This is a genomic window from Streptomyces sp. NPDC058335, assembly GCF_042723915.1.
GTDB lineage: Bacteria > Actinomycetota > Actinomycetes > Streptomycetales > Streptomycetaceae > Streptomyces.
In genome coordinates this window covers 415,874-433,960 of record NZ_JBHXHX010000003.1, presented here as the reverse complement: position 1 = coordinate 433,960, position 18,087 = coordinate 415,874, and the positions used below count along the sequence as shown (strand labels likewise).

12 protein-coding genes are annotated in these 18,087 nt (G+C 71.6%); 2 read left to right on the top strand and 10 right to left on the bottom strand.

The genetic code is table 11. The features are described 5' to 3' along the window. Nucleotides 1-235: 235 nt before the first annotated feature. The 5 genes from ispG to ACFWJX_RS07740 form a co-directional block, all read right to left on the bottom strand. Nucleotides 236-1,393, bottom strand: coding sequence for a flavodoxin-dependent (E)-4-hydroxy-3-methylbut-2-enyl-diphosphate synthase (ispG, locus tag ACFWJX_RS07760; RefSeq protein WP_383238338.1), 1,158 nt, complete (start codon nt 1,391-1,393; stop codon nt 236-238). A 170-nt stretch (nt 1,394-1,563) separates the two neighbouring features. Further along, entirely contained in the window at nt 1,564-2,868 is a 1,305-nt protein-coding gene (locus ACFWJX_RS07755) for a M50 family metallopeptidase (protein ID WP_383238335.1), read from the bottom strand. Then, the gene (dxr, locus tag ACFWJX_RS07750) at nt 2,865-4,121 is read right to left on the bottom strand and encodes a 1-deoxy-D-xylulose-5-phosphate reductoisomerase (RefSeq protein ID WP_383238333.1); all 1,257 of its coding nucleotides are present in this window, start codon (nt 4,119-4,121) and stop codon (nt 2,865-2,867) included. Before dxr ends, ACFWJX_RS07755 begins: the two co-directional genes overlap by 4 nt. A 116-nt stretch (nt 4,122-4,237) precedes the next feature. Further along, entirely contained in the window at nt 4,238-6,172 is a 1,935-nt protein-coding gene (locus ACFWJX_RS07745; protein WP_383238331.1) for an acyl-CoA dehydrogenase family protein, read from the bottom strand. Nucleotides 6,173-6,214: 42 nt separating this feature from the next. Next, nucleotides 6,215-7,093 carry an endo-1,4-beta-glucanase gene (locus ACFWJX_RS07740; protein WP_383238328.1) on the bottom strand — a complete coding sequence of 293 codons (879 nt, stop codon included), beginning with the start codon at nt 7,091-7,093 and terminating at the stop codon, nt 6,215-6,217. A gap of 280 nt (nt 7,094-7,373) precedes the next feature. On the opposite strand from ACFWJX_RS07740, the gene ACFWJX_RS07735 reads away from it, so the two are divergent. Both ACFWJX_RS07735 and ACFWJX_RS07730 read left to right on the top strand, forming a co-directional pair. Then, nucleotides 7,374-8,387, top strand: a complete 1,014-nt coding sequence (locus ACFWJX_RS07735) for a LacI family DNA-binding transcriptional regulator (protein WP_383238325.1) — start codon at nt 7,374-7,376, stop codon at nt 8,385-8,387. 113 nt (nt 8,388-8,500) lie between these two features. Next, nucleotides 8,501-10,549, top strand: a complete 2,049-nt coding sequence (locus ACFWJX_RS07730) for a TIM-barrel domain-containing protein (RefSeq protein WP_383238322.1) — start codon at nt 8,501-8,503, stop codon at nt 10,547-10,549. A gap of 80 nt (nt 10,550-10,629) precedes the next feature. Here ACFWJX_RS07730 and ACFWJX_RS07725 read toward each other — a convergent pair whose 3' ends face one another. From ACFWJX_RS07725 to ACFWJX_RS07705, 5 genes are read right to left on the bottom strand one after another with little or no spacing between them, the layout of a single operon-like run. Further along, nucleotides 10,630-10,764, bottom strand: coding sequence for a hypothetical protein (locus ACFWJX_RS07725; protein WP_383238319.1), 135 nt, complete (start codon nt 10,762-10,764; stop codon nt 10,630-10,632). A gap of 27 nt (nt 10,765-10,791) precedes the next feature. After that, nucleotides 10,792-11,505: a hypothetical protein gene (locus ACFWJX_RS07720; RefSeq protein ID WP_383238316.1), complete on the bottom strand. Its 714-nt coding sequence runs from the start codon at nt 11,503-11,505 to the stop codon at nt 10,792-10,794. Nucleotides 11,506-11,552: 47 nt separating this feature from the next. Then, the gene (locus tag ACFWJX_RS07715) at nt 11,553-13,745 is read right to left on the bottom strand and encodes a glycoside hydrolase N-terminal domain-containing protein (protein ID WP_383238313.1); all 2,193 of its coding nucleotides are present in this window, start codon (nt 13,743-13,745) and stop codon (nt 11,553-11,555) included. Continuing rightward, the gene (locus tag ACFWJX_RS07710) at nt 13,742-15,709 is read right to left on the bottom strand and encodes a beta-galactosidase (protein ID WP_383238310.1); all 1,968 of its coding nucleotides are present in this window, start codon (nt 15,707-15,709) and stop codon (nt 13,742-13,744) included. Before ACFWJX_RS07710 ends, ACFWJX_RS07715 begins: the two co-directional genes overlap by 4 nt. Then, on the bottom strand, nt 15,709-17,934 hold the full coding sequence (locus tag ACFWJX_RS07705) for a WD40/YVTN/BNR-like repeat-containing protein (protein ID WP_383238307.1): 2,226 nt from the start codon (nt 17,932-17,934) through the stop codon (nt 15,709-15,711). Before ACFWJX_RS07705 ends, ACFWJX_RS07710 begins: the two co-directional genes overlap by 1 nt. Nucleotides 17,935-18,087 lie beyond the last annotated feature (153 nt).

Genomic DNA, 18,087 nt, shown 5'->3' with positions numbered 1-18,087 from the left:
TCGTGCGGAGGCCCTGCGCCACCGACGACGCATGATCTCGGGGACCGAGAGATCCGACGCGCATACGTGGCCGCGGGGGCGGCTGCGTGGGGGCTGGTCGCGCAGTTCCCCGCGCCCCTGGGACGCCTGCGGCGAGGCTGCCGCAAGCCGTCGCACCCGTGCGGGTCCATGGGCGCGGAGCGCGCGCCCTTCCCCGCGCCCCCAGGACGCCTGCGGCGATCAGCTGGCTACCTGCTCAGCCCGCTACCGATACCTGGGGCTCGCCCGACGTCACGCCCTCGGATTCCATCTGTTCGGCCAGTTTGAGGGCCTCTTCGATGAGGGTTTCCACGATCTTGGACTCGGGGACGGTCTTGATGACCTCGCCCTTGACGAAGATCTGGCCCTTGCCGTTGCCGGAGGCCACGCCCAGGTCGGCTTCGCGGGCCTCGCCCGGGCCGTTGACCACGCAGCCCATGACGGCGACCCGGAGGGGGACCTCCATGCCCTCCAGGCCTGCCGTGACCTCCTCGGCCAGCTTGTAGACGTCGACCTGGGCGCGGCCGCAGGACGGGCAGGAGACGATCTCCAGGCCGCGCTGCTTGAGGTTGAGGGACTCCAGGATCTGGTTGCCGACCTTGACCTCCTCGACCGGCGGGGCCGAGAGGGAGACGCGGATCGTGTCGCCGATGCCCTGCGAGAGCAGGGCGCCGAAGGCGACCGCCGACTTGATCGTGCCCTGGAAGGCCGGACCCGCCTCCGTGACGCCGAGGTGGAGGGGGTAGTCGCACTGGGCGGCGAGCTGGCGGTAGGCCTCGATCATCACGACCGGGTCGTTGTGCTTGACGGAGATCTTGATGTCGCGGAAGTCGTGCTCCTCGAAGAGGGACGCCTCCCACAGGGCGGACTCGACGAGGGCCTCGGGGGTCGCCTTGCCGTACTTCTGGAGCAGGCGGCGGTCGAGGGAGCCGGCGTTGACCCCGATGCGGATCGGGGTGCCGTGCTCGTTCGCGGCCTTGGCGATCTCCTTGACCTTGTCGTCGAACTGCTTGATGTTGCCCGGGTTGACGCGGACCGCGGCGCAGCCGGCCTCGATCGCGGCGAAGACGTACTTGGGCTGGAAGTGGATGTCCGCGATCACCGGCAGCTGCGACTTGCGGGCGATGGTGGCGAGGGCGTCGGCGTCGTCCTGGGTCGGGCAGGCCACGCGGACGATCTGGCAGCCGGACGCGGTCAGCTCGGCGATCTGCTGGAGCGTCGCGCCGATGTCGGACGTGCGGGTCGTGGTCATCGACTGCACGGACACGGGGGCGTCCCCGCCGACCGCCACGGACCCGACCTGGATCTGCCGGCTCTTGCGGCGCTCGGCGAGCTTGGTCGGAACGGACGGCATGCCGAGAGAAATCGCAGTCATCTGCTGTGCAACCCCAAGTCGTGGATCAAGGTCCAGGTCCCGTCGGTGGCGGGCTCCAGGCTTCGAGATTACGGCACGGGCCCCTGCCCGAGCACCTCGCGGCCGTCAAACCCACTCAATGGAAGGCGGCCCGGCACAGATCGTGCCGGGCCGCCGTGAACGCCGCACGGCTAGGAGATTCTCACGGGGTTGACGACGTCCGCGATCAGCACGAGGAGGGTGAAGCAGACGAAGATCCCGGCCACCACGTAGGCCACCGGCATCAGCTTCGCCACGTCGAAGGGGCCGGGGTCGGGCCGGCGCAGCACCTTGGCGAGGTTGCGGCGCAGCGACTCCCACAGGGCGCCCGCGATGTGCCCGCCGTCGAGGGGCAGCAGCGGGAGCATGTTGAAGAGGAACAGGGACAGGTTGAAGCCGGCGAGCAGCATCACGAACATCGCGAGCTGCTGCGAGGCCGGGATGTCGAGGGTGGCGATCTCGCCGCCGACCCGTGCCGCGCCGACGACGCCCATCGGGGAGTCCGGTTCGCGGGGGCCGTCGCCGAAGGCCGCGTCCCACAGCGCGGGGATCTTGGAGGGCAGGGCGGCGAGGGAGTCGACGGCGTCGCCGACCCGCTCGGTCATCCAGGTCGCGGACTCGCCGAAGTCCTGTTTGACGACTCCGGTGGCCGCGCTGAAGCCGAGGAAGCCGGCCTTGACGTACTCGCCCTGGACGTAGGTGCCGTTGGCGTCCTTCTTCGCGACCTGGTTGGTGGCGATCTTCGCGTTCAGGGTGACCTCGCGGCCGTCCCGGTCGACGACGATCGCGACTTCCTTGCCGGCGCTGACCCGGATGAGGTCGGAGAGGGTGGCCCACTCCTCGGTGCGCTGACCGGCGAAGGAGACGATCTTGTCGCCCTTCTTCATGCCGGCGGCGGCCGCCGGGGAGGCGGGGTCGGTCTTCTTGCAGGTGTCGCGGTTCTCGCTCTGCGCGATGACGCAGGGCGAGACGGAGGCGACGGAGGTGGTCTGCTGCTGGATGCCGAAGCCCATCAGCACGGTGAGGAACAGGGCGATGGCGAGGATCAGGTTCATGAAGGGGCCCGCGAACATCACGATGACCCGTTTCCACGGCTTGCGCGTGTAGAACATGCGCGTCTCGTCGCCGGGCCTGAGTTCCTCGTACGCCGCCGAGCGGGCGTCCTCGATCATGCCGCGCCAGGGTGAGGTGGAGCGGGCCGTGATGCGGCCGTCGTCACCCGGCGGGAACATGCCGATCATGCGGATGTAGCCGCCGAACGGGATCGCCTTGATGCCGTACTCGGTCTCGCCCTTGTTCCGCGACCAGAGGGTCGGGCCGAAGCCGACCATGTACTGCGGCACGCGGATGCCGAAGAGTTTGGCGGTGGACAGGTGCCCCAGCTCGTGCCAGGCGATCGACACGAGCAGGCCGAACGCGAAGACCACTATGCCGAGGATGAACATCAGGGTCGTCATGCGCGGGCCTCCGCCGTCTGTGCCGCCAGTTCCCGGGCCCGGGTCCGTGCCCAGGTCTCCGCTTCGAGGACGTCCGGCACGGTGAGCGAGGTTCCCGCGCGCGGGGTGCCGTGTTCCTCGACGACCCTCGTCACAGTCTCCATGATCCCGTTGAACGGCAGCGCGCCCTTGCGGAACGCCTCCACGCACTCCTCGTTGGCGGCATTGAACACCGCCGGGGCCGTCCCCGCGAGCTCGCCCACGTGCCGGGCGAGGTTCACCGAGGGGAAGGCCTCGTTGTCGAGCGGGAAGAACTCCCACGTCGACGCCTTGCTCCAGTCGAACGCGGGGGCCGCGTCGGGCACCCGCTCGGGCCAGCCGAGGCCGATGGCGATGGGCCCGCGCATGTCGGGCGGCGTCGCCTGCGCCAGTGTCGATCCGTCCGTGAACTCAACCATCGAGTGGACATACGACTGGGGATGCACGACCACCTCAATGCGGGAGAAGGGAATGTCGTAGAGGAGGTGTGCCTCGATGACTTCCAGGCCCTTGTTGACGAGGGTCGCGGAGTTGATGGTGATGACCGGGCCCATGGCCCAGGTGGGGTGCGCGAGGGCCTCCTCGACGGTGACGCGCGCCAGCTGCTCCTTCGTACGGCCGCGGAAGGGGCCGCCGGAGGCCGTGACGACGAGCTTGCGGACGTCGGCGCGGGTACCGGCCGCGAGGCACTGGAAGAGCGCCGCGTGCTCCGAGTCCACCGGGATGATCTGGCCCGGCTTGGCGAGCGCCTTCACCAGCGGGCCGCCGACGATGAGCGACTCCTTGTTGGCGAGCGCGAGGGTGCGGCCCGCCTCCAGGGCGGCGAGGGTGGGCGCGAGGCCGATGGAGCCGGTGATGCCGTTCAGCACGGTGTGGCTGTCGGAGGCGGCGAGCTGCGTGGCCGCCTCCGGTCCTGCGAGGATCTCGGGGAGCGGTTCGGCGGTGCCGTACTCGCTGCTCAGGGCCTCGCGCAGGGCCGGGACGACGTCCTCGCGGGCGACCGCGACGGTCCGCACCCGGAGTCGGCGGGCCTGCTCGGCGAGGAGGGCGACCCGGCCGCCGTTGGCGGACAGGCCGGTCACCCGGAAGCGGTCCGGGTTGCGCAGCACGAGGTCGATGGCCTGGGTGCCGATCGACCCGGTGGACCCGAGGACCACCACGTCCTTGGGGCCGTCGCCCGCCACGGGGTCGTAGACGAGGTGCGGGTCGGCGAGGAGGGCTGGACTGTCGCTCATCCCCCCATTGTTGCCGCAACGCATACGGGCGGGGACAGGGTGTCCCCCCACGGTCCCCCTCATGGGGGGCTCTTGGGGACTCTTGGGGGGACAGCCCTGGCCAGGTGTGCGCGGTGTCACCCGATCGTGCGGTGGACGTTCTCGTGTTCGGACGGTCCCGGCGTGGTGTCGGCGATCCAGGGGCCCTCGCCCGAGGGGTCGACGATGCCTTGCTCCAGCCACTCGTAGGTGCCCGCGAGGACGCCCTTGACGACCTTGCGGTCGAGGTCGTCGGTGTTGGCCCACAGGCGGCTGAAGAGTTCCTCGACGCGGATGCGGGACTGGCGGCAGAAGACGTCGGCGAGCTGGTAGGCCTCGCGGCCGTGTTCGCCGCGGGAGCGCAGCAGCTCGGCGCGGACACAGGCCGCGCTCATCGCGAACAGTTCCGCGCCGATGTCGACGATCCGGCCGAGGAAGCCCTGCTTGGTCTCCATGCGGCCCTGCCAGCGGGACATGGCGTAGAAGGTGGAGCGGGCCAGCTTGCGGGCGTGCCGCTCGACGTAGCGCAGGTGCGGGGAGAGGTCGACCTCGTGCTTGAACTCGGTGAAGGAGTTCGGGAGTTGACCGGGTCCCGCGACGAGTTTCGGCAGCCACTTGGCGTAGAAGACGCCCGCGTTGGCGCCCGCCCTCGCCTTGTCCTGGAGGGACTTGTCGGGGTCGATGAGGTCACCGGCGACCGAGAGGTGGGCGTCGACGGCCTCGCGGGCGATCAGCAGGTGCATGATCTCCGTCGAGCCCTCGAAGATGCGGTTGATGCGCAGGTCGCGCAGGACCTGTTCGGCGGGGACCGCGCGCTCGCCTCGGGCGGCCAGGGAGTCGGCGGTCTCGAAGCCGCGGCCGCCGCGGATCTGGACGAGTTCGTCGGCCATCCGCCAGCCCATCTCGGAGGCGAAGAGTTTGGCCAGGGCGCCCTCGATGCGGATGTCGTTGCGGTCCTCGTCGGCCATCTGGGAGGACAGGTCGAGCACGGCCTCCAGGGCGAAGGTCGTCGCCGCGATGAAGGAGATCTTCGCCCCGACCGCCTCGTGGTGGGCGACGGGCTTGCCCCACTGCTCGCGGGCCGCCGACCACTCGCGGGCGATCTTCAGGCTCCACTTGCCGGCCGCCACGCAGGAGGCGGGCAGCGAGAGCCGGCCGGTGTTGAGGGTGGTCAGCGCGATCTTCAGGCCCGCCCCCTCGGGGCCGACGCGGTTCGCGGCGGGGACCCGGACCTGGTGGAAACGGGTGACGCCGTTCTCGATGCCGCGCAGGCCCATGAAGGCGTTGCGGTTCTCCACGGTGATGCCGGGCGAGCCCGCCTCCACGACGAAGGCGGTGATGCCGCCCTTGTGGCCCTCGCTCTTGGGCACCCGGGCCATCACCACCAGCAGGTCGGCGACGACGCCGTTGGTGGTCCACAGCTTGACCCCGTCGAGGACGTAGTCGTCCCCGTCGGGTACGGCGCTGGTGGCGAGGCGGGCCGGGTCGGAGCCGACGTCCGGTTCGGTGAGGAGGAAGGCGCTGATGTCGGTGCGGGCGCAGCGGGGCAGGAACCGCTGTTTCTGCTCGTCGGTGCCGAACAGCTTCAGCGGCTGCGGTACACCGATCGACTGGTGCGCCGAGAGCAGCACGCCGACCGCCGGGCTGGCCGAGCCGACCAGGGCCAGGGCCTTGTTGTAGTACACCTGGGTGAGACCGAGCCCGCCGTACCTGGGGTCGATCTTCATGCCGAGGGCGCCGAGTTCCTTGAGGCCGCGCACGACCTCGTCGGGGATGCGGGCCTCGCGCTCGATGAGGGCTCCGTCGATCCGCGTCTCACAGAACTCGTGGAGCTTGGCCAGGAACTGCTCTCCGCGCCGTACGGCCTCGTCGGCGGGGAGGGGGTGGGGGTGGATGAGGTCGAGGCGGAAACGGCCCAGGAACAGTTCCTTGGCGAAGCTGGGCTTTCGCCAGTCCTGTTCCCGGGCGGCCTCCGCCACCTGACGGGCCTCACGTTCGGTGACGACGGGCTTCTTGAGGGGTGGTGCGGACATGAGGCTCACCTCGCCGCGAATCGGGATCTCGGACCACATTGGTTACCGATGGGTGCTACCCGATCGTTGGTACCCGATCCCGGGCGAGCCCACCACCCCTCGCGCGTCCGATCGGCCGACGGTGACCGAGTACGACTTGGTGTCCAGGCGGCCCTTTCCCTTGAAGACCTCGGTGCCGGACTCGATTCCGGAGACGTACTTGTCGTTGCCGAGGAGCTTGCGCCGGACGAGTGCCTGGGTGAAGTCGTCGAGGTTGAGAGTGGCCTTGGTGGTGTTGGTGCGGCGGACGAACGAGTAGACGTTCCAGCCGATGTCACCCTGGTACAGGTCCCACATGGCGCCGCCCAGGCTGACGCTGCCGTACCTGGTGCCCAGCGGGCCCGCGCCGCCCTGGCGGTTGAGCCAGATCATGATCTCGTCGGTGGGCTGGTCCTGCCAGTCCGCGGTGTTCTTGTCGTGCAGCCACAGGTCGTGGGCGACGTTCATGACGCCGGGGTTCGCGGAGACGGAGAAGTCCCAGCTCGCGGCCACCTTCTTGCGGTCGCCGACCCGGATCGGCAGGCCTGTCTCCGCCTTGTCGGCCTTCCAGCCCCAGTGCCAGCCGAGGACCGTGCCGGCGTACGACTTCACGTCGTGGTCCTTGCCGGTGGCGCTGTTGGCCCAGTCGTAGTCCGTCCCCCAGGAGATGGTGGCGCCGGACTGGGAGTTGTCCCAGACGCACTGGCTGCCGACGGCCTTCTCCTGGTTCCAGAGGTTGTTGTTCACGTAGTACTTGCCGAGCGGGATGGTGTCGAACGCCGCGCACTTCTTGCTCGACTCGCCCGCCTGGGCGGCGGTGACGCCGACGGCGGCCGCGAGCGCGACCGAGGCGGCGACGAGGCCCTTCGCCTTCCTGGAAAGGCGGGGTCCGCGGTGTTGCATCGGGGGTCCTTCCGGGGGACGGTTCCTGTACGTCCCTCAGTGGCCGCAGCGGGCGCGAAAGGTTGCCGCGGACCGCGGGATCCGCCCGCCGATCCGGCGCGGCGAACCGGTCCGCCGAACCGTCCGCCGAAACGGTCCGCCGAACGCCGAAGAAACCCTGTCGAAGCGCTTCGACAACCTATGGACACCCACTCCGGCTAGAGCTACTGTCAAAGCACCCTCACCCGCCCTTGTTCCCCCTGCGCACTGTCGAAGCGCTTCACACATCTTGGAGAGCTGGATGGTCACCCTCGCCGAGGTCGCCCAGCACGCCGGAGTCTCGGCGAGCACGGTGAGCTATGTCCTCAGCGGCAAGCGGTCCATCTCCGCGACCACCCGGGAGCGGGTGGAGCAGAGCATCCGCCAGCTCGGCTACCACCCGAACGCGGGCGCGCGGGCCCTGGCCAGCAGCCGGTCGAACGTCATCGCGCTGATGATCCCGCTGCGCACCGACATGTACGTGCCGGTGATGATGGAGATCGCCATCGCGGTCGCCACCACCGCCCGCACACACGGTTACGACGTCCTGCTGCTCACCGGCGAGGAGGGCCCCGACGCCGTGCGCCGGGTCGCCGGCAGCGGGCTCGCCGACGCGATGATCCTGATGGACGTCCAGCTCGACGACGAGCGGCTGCCGCTGCTGCGCGGCACCGACCAGCCGTCGGTCCTCATCGGGCTGCCCGCCGACACCACGGGCCTGACCTGTGTGGACCTCGACTGGAGCGCGACCGGCGCGCTGTGCGTGGAGCACCTGGCGACGCTCGGCCACCGCGACATCGCTGTCATCGGCGAGGCGCCCGCGGTGTACGAGCGGCACACCGGTTTCGCCGAGCGCACCCTCGAAGGACTCCGGTCCCGTGCGAAGGAACTGGGGCTGCGGGTGCTGCACCGCCCGTGCGAGAACGGGTACGACGCGATGGCGGTGACCCTGGCCCGGGTCCTCGACGAGCGGCCCGGCACCACCGGGTTCGTCGTGCAGAACGAGTCGGCGGTCGAGCCGCTGCTCGCGCTGCTGCGGCAGCAGGGCCGGGCCGTCCCCGAGGACGTGTCCGTGGTCGCCATCTGTCCCGACCAGGTCGCCGTGCAGGCGTCGGTGCGGCTGACATCGGTCGCCATCCCCGCGCAGGAGATGGGGCGGCGGGCCGTGGAGTACCTGGTCGCCAAGCTCGATCGCCGGGGTGACGACGACGTGGTGCTGCTCGCCCCGGAACTGACGGTCCGCGCCAGTTCGGGCCCCGCGCCGGCCGCTTCCTGACCCACCGCACTCCCCGCACGCCTCCAGCCCGCCTCCCGCACACCCCGAACCCGCCGGTGCCCGCCCGTGGCACCCCCATGTCTCACTCCTCCAGGAGCACAGGAGCACGCCACGTGAATTCACCTGCCGAAACCCAGTCTCAGGTCAGCCTGGCGCAGTCGTCTCCCACCGTCGGTACCTTCCGTGAGCGGGACGGCGCACTGGAATGGACCGGCCGTCAGGAGACCGTCCGTGTCGAGCCGTGGGGGCCGGACGGGGTGCGGGTCCGTGCGCGGCTCGGCGGTCCCGTCCTCGACGGTCTGCCCGGCGCGCTGCTGGCGGAGGCGCCGCCGGCCTCGTCCACGGTCAAGATCGAGGACGGGCGGGGGCGGCTGACGGTCGGCGCGCTGACCGTCGAGGTGGACGCGGAGGGCATGATCCGGTTCCTGGACACCTCCGACGACCGGGAGCTGCTGGCCGAGGAGCGCGCCCACTTCTGGTGGCCCGGCTCGCGTCTCTACACGGCCGTCGGCAACGGCCACCACCGCCTGGAGCAGCGGTTCGCCGCCTACGACGACGAGAAGCTGTACGGCCTGGGCCAGCACCAGCACGGGCGGCTCGACCAGAAGGGCCTCGTCCTGGACCTGGTCCAGCGCAACGCCGAGGTCGGCATCCCGGTGCTCACCTCCAGCCGGGGCTACACCCTGCTGTGGAACAACCCGGCGATCGGGCGGGTGGAGCTGGCGCACAACGGCACCCGCTGGGTGGCCGACTCGGCCCGGCAGATCGACTACTGGGTCACCGCGGGCGCCCCGGCCGACGCCCAGCGCCGCTACAGCGCGGTGACGGGCCGTACGCCGATGCTGCCGGAGTGGGCGGCGGGCTTCTGGCAGTGCAAGCTGCGCTACCGCACCCAGGACGAACTCCTCGCGGTGGCACGGGAGTACAAGCGGCGTGGGCTGCCCCTGGACGTCATCGTGTGCGACTTCTTCCACTGGACGCACCTGGGCGACTGGAAGTTCGACCTGTCGGAGTGGCCCGACCCGGCCGCGATGGTCCGCGAACTGGACGAGCTGGGCGTGAAGCTGGTGGTGAGCGTCTGGCCGTCGGTGTCCCCGCTGTCGGAGAACCACCAGCTCATGGAGCAGCGCGGCTACTTCATCGGCACCCAGTACGGTCCGATGGCGCACGCCGACTGGCCGGACAAGGAGGTCGCCTCCACGGTCCAGGTCGCCTTCTACGACGCCACCAACCCCGAGGCCCGCGAGTTCGTGTGGTCCAGGGTCCGTGACAACTACCTCGCCCCGTACGGCATCACGGCGTTCTGGCTGGACGCCTGCGAGCCGGAGCTGAAGCCGGGCTTCCCGGAGAACCTGCGCTACTGGGCGGGTCCGGGCCTGGAGGTCGGCAACATGTACCCGGCCGAGAACGCCCGCACCTTCTACGAGGGCCTGCGCGCGTCCGGCAGCGGCGACGACGAGATCATCACCCTCAACCGGTCGGCGTGGGCGGGCAGTCAGCGCTACGGCGCCGCCCTGTGGTCCGGTGACATCGGCACCGACTTCGCCACCCTGCGCCGCCAGATCGCGGCCGGCCTCAACACCGCCCTGTCGGGCATCCCGTGGTGGAACACCGACATAGGCGGCTTCCACGGCGGCGACCCGGACGACCCGGAGTACCGCGAGGTGATGGTCCGCTGGTTCCAGTTCGGCGCGCTGTCCCCGCTGATGCGCCTGCACGGCTTCCGCGACCCGGGCACGCCGCTGGGTCCCGAGATGACCGGCGGCCCCAACGAGGTGTGGTCGTACGGAGAGGAGGCCGGGGCGGTCCTGGAGAAGTACCTGCGGCTGCGCGAGCGACTGAAGCCGTACGTGCTCCAGGTCATGCGGGAGGCGCACGAGGAGGGGCTGCCGGTGATGCGGCCGCTGTTCCTGGAGTTCCCCGACGACCAGGCGGCCTGGTCCGTCGACGACTCCTACCTCTTCGGACGGGATCTGCTGGTCGCCCCGGTCCTCACGGCGGGCGCGACGGCCCGTACGGCCTACCTTCCGGCGGGCGCGCGCTGGACGGACGCGTGGACGGGTGAGACGTACGAGGGCGGTGCGGCCGTGACGGTCGACGCTCCGCTGGACCGGATCCCGCTGTTCCTGCGGGACGGGGCGCGGCTGCCCGTGGCCGAGTAGCCACGGCGGGCGCACGGGCGCGGCCGGTCCTTCCAGGGGAGGGACCGGCCGCGTTTCCCTGTGTCAGCGGCAGGCCGAGGTCAGGGGGCGGAGAGGGCCGCGACGGGGTGCGGCACCGAGGAGGCGGGTGCCGTGGGTGCCGCCGCCGCGGCGCCCGGTGTGGCAGGCGGCGCGGCGGCGATCAGGGTGACGCGGAGGGGGGTGGGGTTGCGCATGGGGTCGCGAAGCCCCACCCCGCCCGGTCAACTGCTGCTGACGGTCAAGTTGTTGGTCCGGAAGTCCAGGCCGCCCGAGGACGAGGTGATCTCGAAGCCGAACTGGACGTCGCCGATGGTCTCGTTGCCCATCCAGCCCTTGGTGTCCTTGATCCACTTGAGGATGGGGAGGATCTGGACGGTGCCGGAGGACGAGTTGGAGGTGCGGATGAAGGAGAACACCTCGTTGGCGCCGTTGTCGCCCTTGTAGACGGTCCAGGTGTGACCGCCCAGCGTCACGTTGCCCTGCGAGGTGCCGAGGGGCCCGACGGCTCCGGTCTTGTTGACCCAGAGCATGATCTCGTAGTCGTAGTCGGTGTCCCAGATGTCGTACGAGGAGTTGTAGGCGCCGGACGACGGGACGGTGACGTTGTAACTGCTGCTGAGGGAGCCCAGCGAGGTGATCGTCTTGTTGATCACCTTCTTGGAGTTCGGGTAGGACTTGATGCCGCCGGTGTTGGGGTGGTTGGCCCAGGCGCCCCAGTTGGTGCCGGAGTTGGCCCAGAAGCACTGGCTGCCGGCGCCGGAGCCCCAGATGTTGTTGTAGAGGGTGTAGCCGTTGAGGCTGGTGTTGCCCCACTGGTCGCAGGAGTTCCAGACGGCTGCCTGGGCGGGGGCGGCGGCGAGGCCGATGGTGGCGCCGAGCGCCAGAGCGGGGGCGAGCAGGGCCTTGGTGACCCTGCCGAGCGTGCGAGTTGCCATGGTGTCCCTTCCATGGGTGGGGGGAAATGCGGGGGAACTGCGGGGAGTTACCACGTCCCCAGGGTGAGGACGTGGTCTTCTCCGGCGACGAGGTCGAGGGGCTCCGTGCCGGAGGAAGTCCGGACTTCGATGCGGTGCGTGCGGTGCGGTCTGAGGACGGCGCGGGCCCCGTCGGGGCCCCAGGCCAGGTCGAGGTCGGCGCCGAACCGGGTGCGCACGCCCCGGAGTTCACCCGCCGGGAGGGCTGGGCCAAGGGCGGGCAGCAGGACCAGCCGGTCGGGGGTCGACTGGACGAGTGCCTCGATCAGCACGGCGGGCAGGGTGTGGGCGGCGTCCGCGTTGTAGACGTCGCGGTGGGGGTAGTGGGCGCTCATCAGGGAGGCGTGGAAGAAGTCGCCCTTCAGCACCTGGGCGAGGGCCTCGGTGACGCGTCGGCCGTCGCGCAGCCGGGCCGCGATCAGCGCGTGGTGGAGGTGGCCGTGCGCGGAGTCGTTCTCGGCGCCGCGCAGTTCGAGGGCGCGGTGGGCGGCGGCTGCGAGGCGGGGCGTGTCGTAGGGGTTGATCTCGTCGAGGGGCCAGACGGCGTAGAGGTGGCTGAGGTGGCGGTGGTCGTAGGTGTCGTCGAGTCCGGGCCAGGCCCATTCGGCGAGCGCGCCGTCGGCGTTGGTCCGGTGCGGCGGGAGACGGTCGGCGAGGGCCCGCCAGCGGGCCGCGTGGTCGGGGTGGTACTCGGCGGCGGTGAGGAGCGCGTGCCGGGCGGCGGAGAGGTCCATGGCCGCGTTGACCGCTCCCCAGCTCGCGTTGGCGGGCCGGTTCTCCGGCGAGTAGGACGGCACGACGACGAGGTGCCCGTCGGCGTCGGTGCGGGTGAGGAAGTCCTCGTAGAACAGGGCGACTTCGGCGAGCGCGGCGGCGGTGCGCGGGTCCTGTTCGCCGTGGGTCTCGTCGTGGTCGACGAGCGGCTTGAGGAGCCAGTCGGCGCCGGCGGTCCACAGGTGGAGGGGGTATTCGCGGCGGAAGTGGTACGTCAGTCCCGACTCACCGTCAGTGTGCGGCGGGGCGACGATTCCTCGGGCGCCGAAGATCGCGTGGGCGTTCTCGCGCCAGTCGTCCGCCTGCCCGTGGATCAGGGCGGCGAGGGCCGCCGTGACCTCGGGGAGGGCGGCTGCCGCCGCCGACGCCGTCTGGAGGTTGAGGTTGGCGTCGGTGGTGAACGCCCCGGCCCAGGCCGTGTCCCAGTCGCCGGTCCACAGGCCGGTGAGGCGGGGCGGGAAGAGGCCGCTCGCGCTGAGCAGGTGGTAGCGGCCGGCCGCGAAGAGCCGCTCCAGCAGCGCGGTACTGTCCGGACGCTTGAGGAGTTCCGAGCCGGGCAGGGCGCGTTCGCCGGGGTCGGCGGCGAGGTCGAGGCCGACCCGTTCGTAGGCGGTGCGGTGGAGTGCCGTGTGGCGGTCGCGGAGTTCGTCGTACGACCGTCCGGCGAGGACGGCGCGCAGGGCGCGGGTCTCCGCGGCGACGTCGAGGTCGCCGGTGTGGCGGCGGACGCGGGTGAGGAGCAGGACGGAGTCGGCGTCCTCGACGCGGGCGCCGGGGGCGGCTAGGGAGAGCCGGCCGCCGGTCACCGCGACGAGGGTGACGCCGGTGTACGCGCGGTCGCTGTCCGGGTAGCGGGCGCGGATGCTGAGGACGGCGCCTTCCGCGGTGAGCAGCGCGCCGTGGCCGACGCCCAGGCCGGCGGGCGCGTTGGGGAGCCGGTGGTCCAGGGTGATGTCGAGGCCGAGGCCGGGGCCGGTGATGTGCTGGACGATCACGTCGTCGGCGCGGGAGACGAGGACGCGGCTGGTCCAGTCGGCGGTGGCGGCGGTGACCTCGCCGGTGGTGAAATCGACGCCACGGCGGTAGTCGCGGGCGTCGGCGTCCGGTCGCCGCAGCCGGATCTGGAAGGCGGGGTGGAAGGGCTGCACCCATTGCAGGGGCCGTCCGTCGGTGAAGTCCTCGGCGGCGGCGAGGTCTCCGGCGAGCAACCGGTCCTGGAGGGCGGGGAGTTCGGCGGCGAGCCGTGGGGGCTCGGCGTGTTCGGCTCCGTTGGGGCGGACGAGGGTGTGGTGGGTGACGATGACACGGTCGTCGTTCGGATTGCCGAACACGAGGGCGCCGTGATGGCCGTTGCCGCTGAGGAAGCCGTCCTCCCAGCGGGCGGCCGGGCTCGGCTCCCAGGTGCCGTGGACGGGGCCGGCGGTCATGACGTCAGCACCGCGACGCCGTGGCGGCCGAGGGTGATCACGTGGCTCACCTCGGCGTCCGTCAGGAGGTCCCGGTGGGTGCCCGGCACCTCGACGGTCACGGACTCGCGCCCGTGGTTGAGCAGGAACAGCAGGTCACCGCGGCGGACGGCCTCGACCTGGCCGGGCAGCCCGTCGAGCGCCGGGGCGGCTCCCGCGCCGGCCGAGATCCGGGCGAGCAGCTCGCGCAGGGAGTCGGGGTCGGGGAGCGTGGAGACGTACCAGGCCCGGTCCTTGCGGAGCACGGCGGGCAGGCCGTCCAGCTCTCCGCCCTTGTACGAGACCTCCGCCACGGCGTCCTCGGTCTTCTCGATCTCCTCCGACCACAGGGTGCCGCGGAAGCCGTCGCACTCGGCCTCCTCCCCCGGGTCCAGCGGCCACCACTCGTGCAGGGTGCGGATGCCGAACAGTTCGCGCAGCCGGGCGTCCATGCCGCCGGGGCGGACCCGGTCGTCCTCGTCGGCGACGCCGGTCAGGAAGCCGCTGACGAGGGTGCCGCCGCCGCGGACGTAGGCGAGGAGGTTGTCGATCGCGGCGTCGGTGAGGAGGTAGAGCTGCGGGACGACGACCAGCTTGTATCCGCCGAGGTCGTGTTCGGGGTGGGCGAAGTCGGTGGTGAGGTGGGCCTCCCACAGGGCGCGGTGCCAGGCGTGCAGGACGGCCGGGTGGTCGACGTGCGCGGAGAGGCGGCCCTCCTGGGAACTCGCCCACCAGGCGTTCCAGTCGTGCAGGATCGCGATGTCGTTGACGGTGTGCCGGTCCGTCACCCGCCCGGAGATCCTGGCCAGGTCGGCGCCGAGCTGCTTGACCTCCTGGTAGGTACGGCCCTCCTCCCCCGCGTGGCTGACCATGCCCGAGTGGAACTTCTCCGCGCCCTGGCGGGACTGGCGCCACTGGAAGTAGCAGACGGCGTCGGCGCCGCGGGCCACGGCCTGGAGGGACCAGAGGCGGTTGAGGCCGCGCGGCTTGGGGTGGTTCACGCCGCGCCAGTTGACCGGGCCGGCCGCCTGCTCCATCAGCATCCAGGGGCCGCGGGCCTGCGAGCGGGTCATGTCCTGGACGAGGGCGCCGTGCTGGGCGCCGATCGGGTCGCGCGGGTCGGGGTAGAGGTCGACGGAGACGACGTCCTCCTCCGCGGCCCAGCGCCAAGCGTCCTGGCCGGCCCACAGCGGCATGAAGTTACTGGTCACCGGGGTGTGCGGGGTGGCCCGGCGGACGATGTCCCGCTCGGCGGTGTAGCACTCCAGGAGCATGTCGGAGGTGAACCGTTTGAAGTCCAGCACCTGGCTGGGGTTCTTCAGGTAGTGGGCGTGGCGGGGCGTGTGGATCTCGGCCCAGTCGCCGTAGCCCTGGCCCCAGAAGGCGGTGCCCCAGGCCTCGTTGAGGGCGTCGAGGGTGCCGTAGCGGGCCTGGAGCCAGTGGCGGAAGCGGGCGGCGGCCTCGTCGCTCCAGTCGTAGGTGCAGTACTCGTTGTTGATGTGCCACATCGTGAGGGCCGGGTGGCCGCCGTAGCGGGCGGCGAGGTCCTCGGTGATGGCGGCGGCGTAGCGGCGGTAGGTGGTGCTGGAGTGCGAGAAGTGCTGGCGGCCGCCCCACCACTCGGTGCGCCCGTCCTGGTCGACGGGCAGGGTGTCCGGATGGAGGTGGCCCATCCAGGGCGGCGGCGAGGAGGTGGGGGTGGCCAGGACGACCCCGATGCCGTGCTCGTGCATCAGGTCCATGAGCCGGTCCAGCCAGCCGAACTCCCTTGCCCCTGGGCCCGGTTCCAGCTTCGCCCAGGAGAAGACGCCGAGGGTGACGGAGTTGACCCCGGCGTCCTTCATCAGCCGGATGTCCTCGGGCCAGGTCTCCTCGGGCCACTGCTCGGGGTTGTAGTCGCCGCCGTAGAGGATGCGGCCGTTCGTCGCCGTGCTCAGGCCGGGCATCAGACGGGCTCCCCGTACTGGATGCCGCGCCCGTTGGTGGCGAGGTAGACGCGGCCGTGGATCCGCGGGTCGCCGGTGATGACCTCGCCGGTCCAGCCCCACTGGTGCCGGTCGTCGTTGATCCGCAGCCAGGTCCTCGCGCCGTCGTCGGAGCGGTAGACGGCGGTGATCGTCTCGGTGGAGCCCACCTGGTAGATCGCGGGGTAGTCGGCCCCGTCGGCGGCCTTGCCGAAGCCGAGGGTGTACGACGCCCAGCAGCTGTCGACCTTCGCGAATCCGGCGCCACCGTCGGTGGACCGGTACAGGCCGTTCCACTTGGCGCTCAGCCACAGGTCGCCGGAGCGCCCCGGCGCCGCGACCACCTTGAACTGGGTGTCCCCGGAGGGCAGTCCGGTCGCCCGCGCGGCGAAGGTTCGGCCGCCGTCGGTGCTGGCCAGCAACGTGCCCGCGTCGGTGTCGTAGGCGTAGAAGACCGCCGGGTCGGCCGGGTCGGCGACCGGTGTGGCGCCCTTGGGGAAGGAGGGGACCTCGGTCCACGTGGCGCCGTTGTCCGCCGAGCGGTGCGCCGGGTACCGGGTGCCGTCCCAGTGCACGAAGGACCACAGCAGCACGCTGCCGTCGGCGTTGGCGGCGATCGGCCCCGGCGCGTCCTTGGCGATGGCGGGCTGCGCCGGGAAGGGCGCCCAGGTCCGGCCGCCGTCCCGCGAGAAGGCGCCGTTGCCGTGGTCGCCCCAGCCCGCCCGGACCACGTACGACGGCTCGAGCGCGGCCTGCGCGAGTCCGGTCGCGGAGCCGAAGACGGGGTTGGTGGCCATGCCGCGCGACGGCGAGGCGGTGAGCCGCTCGTGGTACATCACGCCGATGTCGCCGAGCCCGCTGAGCAGGTGTGCCTCGCCCGTCGGCGGCGAGATCAGCTGGCGTACGGCGGTCTCCTCCAGGCCGCGGATCTGCGGGGCCCAGCGCTTGAGGTCGCGGGTGCCGTACAGGGTGGCGCCGGTGCCGTACACGACGTGCCTGGAGTCGTACGGGTCGACGGCCACCGCCTGGATCCACCAGCCGAACTTGGGCAGGGCCTCGCCCCACTTGAGGTAGGGCGTCTCGGAGACGTCGAGCACCGCGGAGTCCTTGAGGGAGGTCCAGGTGCGGCCGCCGTCGGTGGTGCGGTACAGGGTGTCGACCGCCGCCCAGCGGTTGTTGGTGGAGACCACGACGGTGCCGGGACGGCGGGCGTCCACGGCGGCGCCGCCGTAGCCGAAGCTGTCGGCGGAGCCGTCCTCGGTCGTGCCGCCGGGCTTCACCGGCGTCACCTCGGTCCACCTGCCGGTGGCCGTCGCCAGCTTGTGCACACTGCCGTCGGACTGGCCGTTGGGGCCGGGGGCGTTGGCGTACGTCAGGTACAGCTCACGCGTGTGCCGGTCGTACGCGGCGCGGACCGGGACCTTCGCGGCGGTGCCGGCGGGCTGTCCGGGGACGGGCTCCCAGGTGGTGCCGTCGGCCGTCCGGAACAGGTTGGCCGTCGCCGTCGTGCCGTCGGCGTCGCCCCAGCCGGCGTAGAGCGTGCGGCCGGCCGCGACGAGCAGGGTGACGCCCTGGCCGGTCGGGTTCGGTGCGGCCGGGAAGGCGTCCGCCGGCTTCCAGGTGGCGCCGCGGTCCGTGGACCTGAGCAGTCCGTCGTGCCGGGTCCCCAGCCAGAGGGTGTCGCTGTCGCGCGGGTCCACGAGGAGGCGCTCGCCCGTGCCGCGGCCGTCCTCGTTGGCGCCGAGCTTCACGGTCAGGTCGGTACGGGTCCAGGTGGCGCCGCGGTCCTCGGAGCGCAGGATCGCGCCGTTGCCCGCCCAGGACTGGGAATAGGTGCCGAGGGCCAGGTAGACGCGGTCGGGATGCGCCGGGTCGACGGCGATGGCCTCCACGCCGAGGAGGTTCCAGTCGTCCCAGCCGAGGTGGTCGGTGAGGGGGGTCCAGCGGGCGGTGCGGTCGTCCCACCTGTACGCGCCGCCGATGTCCGTGCGGGCGTAGGCGAGGCCTCTGACCGTGGGGTGGAACAGGACGCCCGTCACGAAGCCGGTGCCTCCGATGACGGCGGTGCGCCAGCGGTAGGTGTTGGCGGGGAGCTGCGCTCGCTCCGCGGCGTGGGTGCGGCCCTGGAGGGCGGGAGTGGCGGTGAGGGCCGCGGCGGCTGCCGTCCCGGCGAGGACGGTACGGCGGGAGAGGGGGGACGTGGACATGGGTGACCTCGCAGGGGGCTTGGGGAGGGGGCCGGGGTGCGTGGTGCGGGTGGGCTGGTGCCGGGGGGGGGTGGGTCGCGCGGCCCGGCGCTGCGGGGGTCCCGCCCGCGCCCACCCGTGCCGCCCCGGGCGGCACGCATGCCCGCAGCTCGG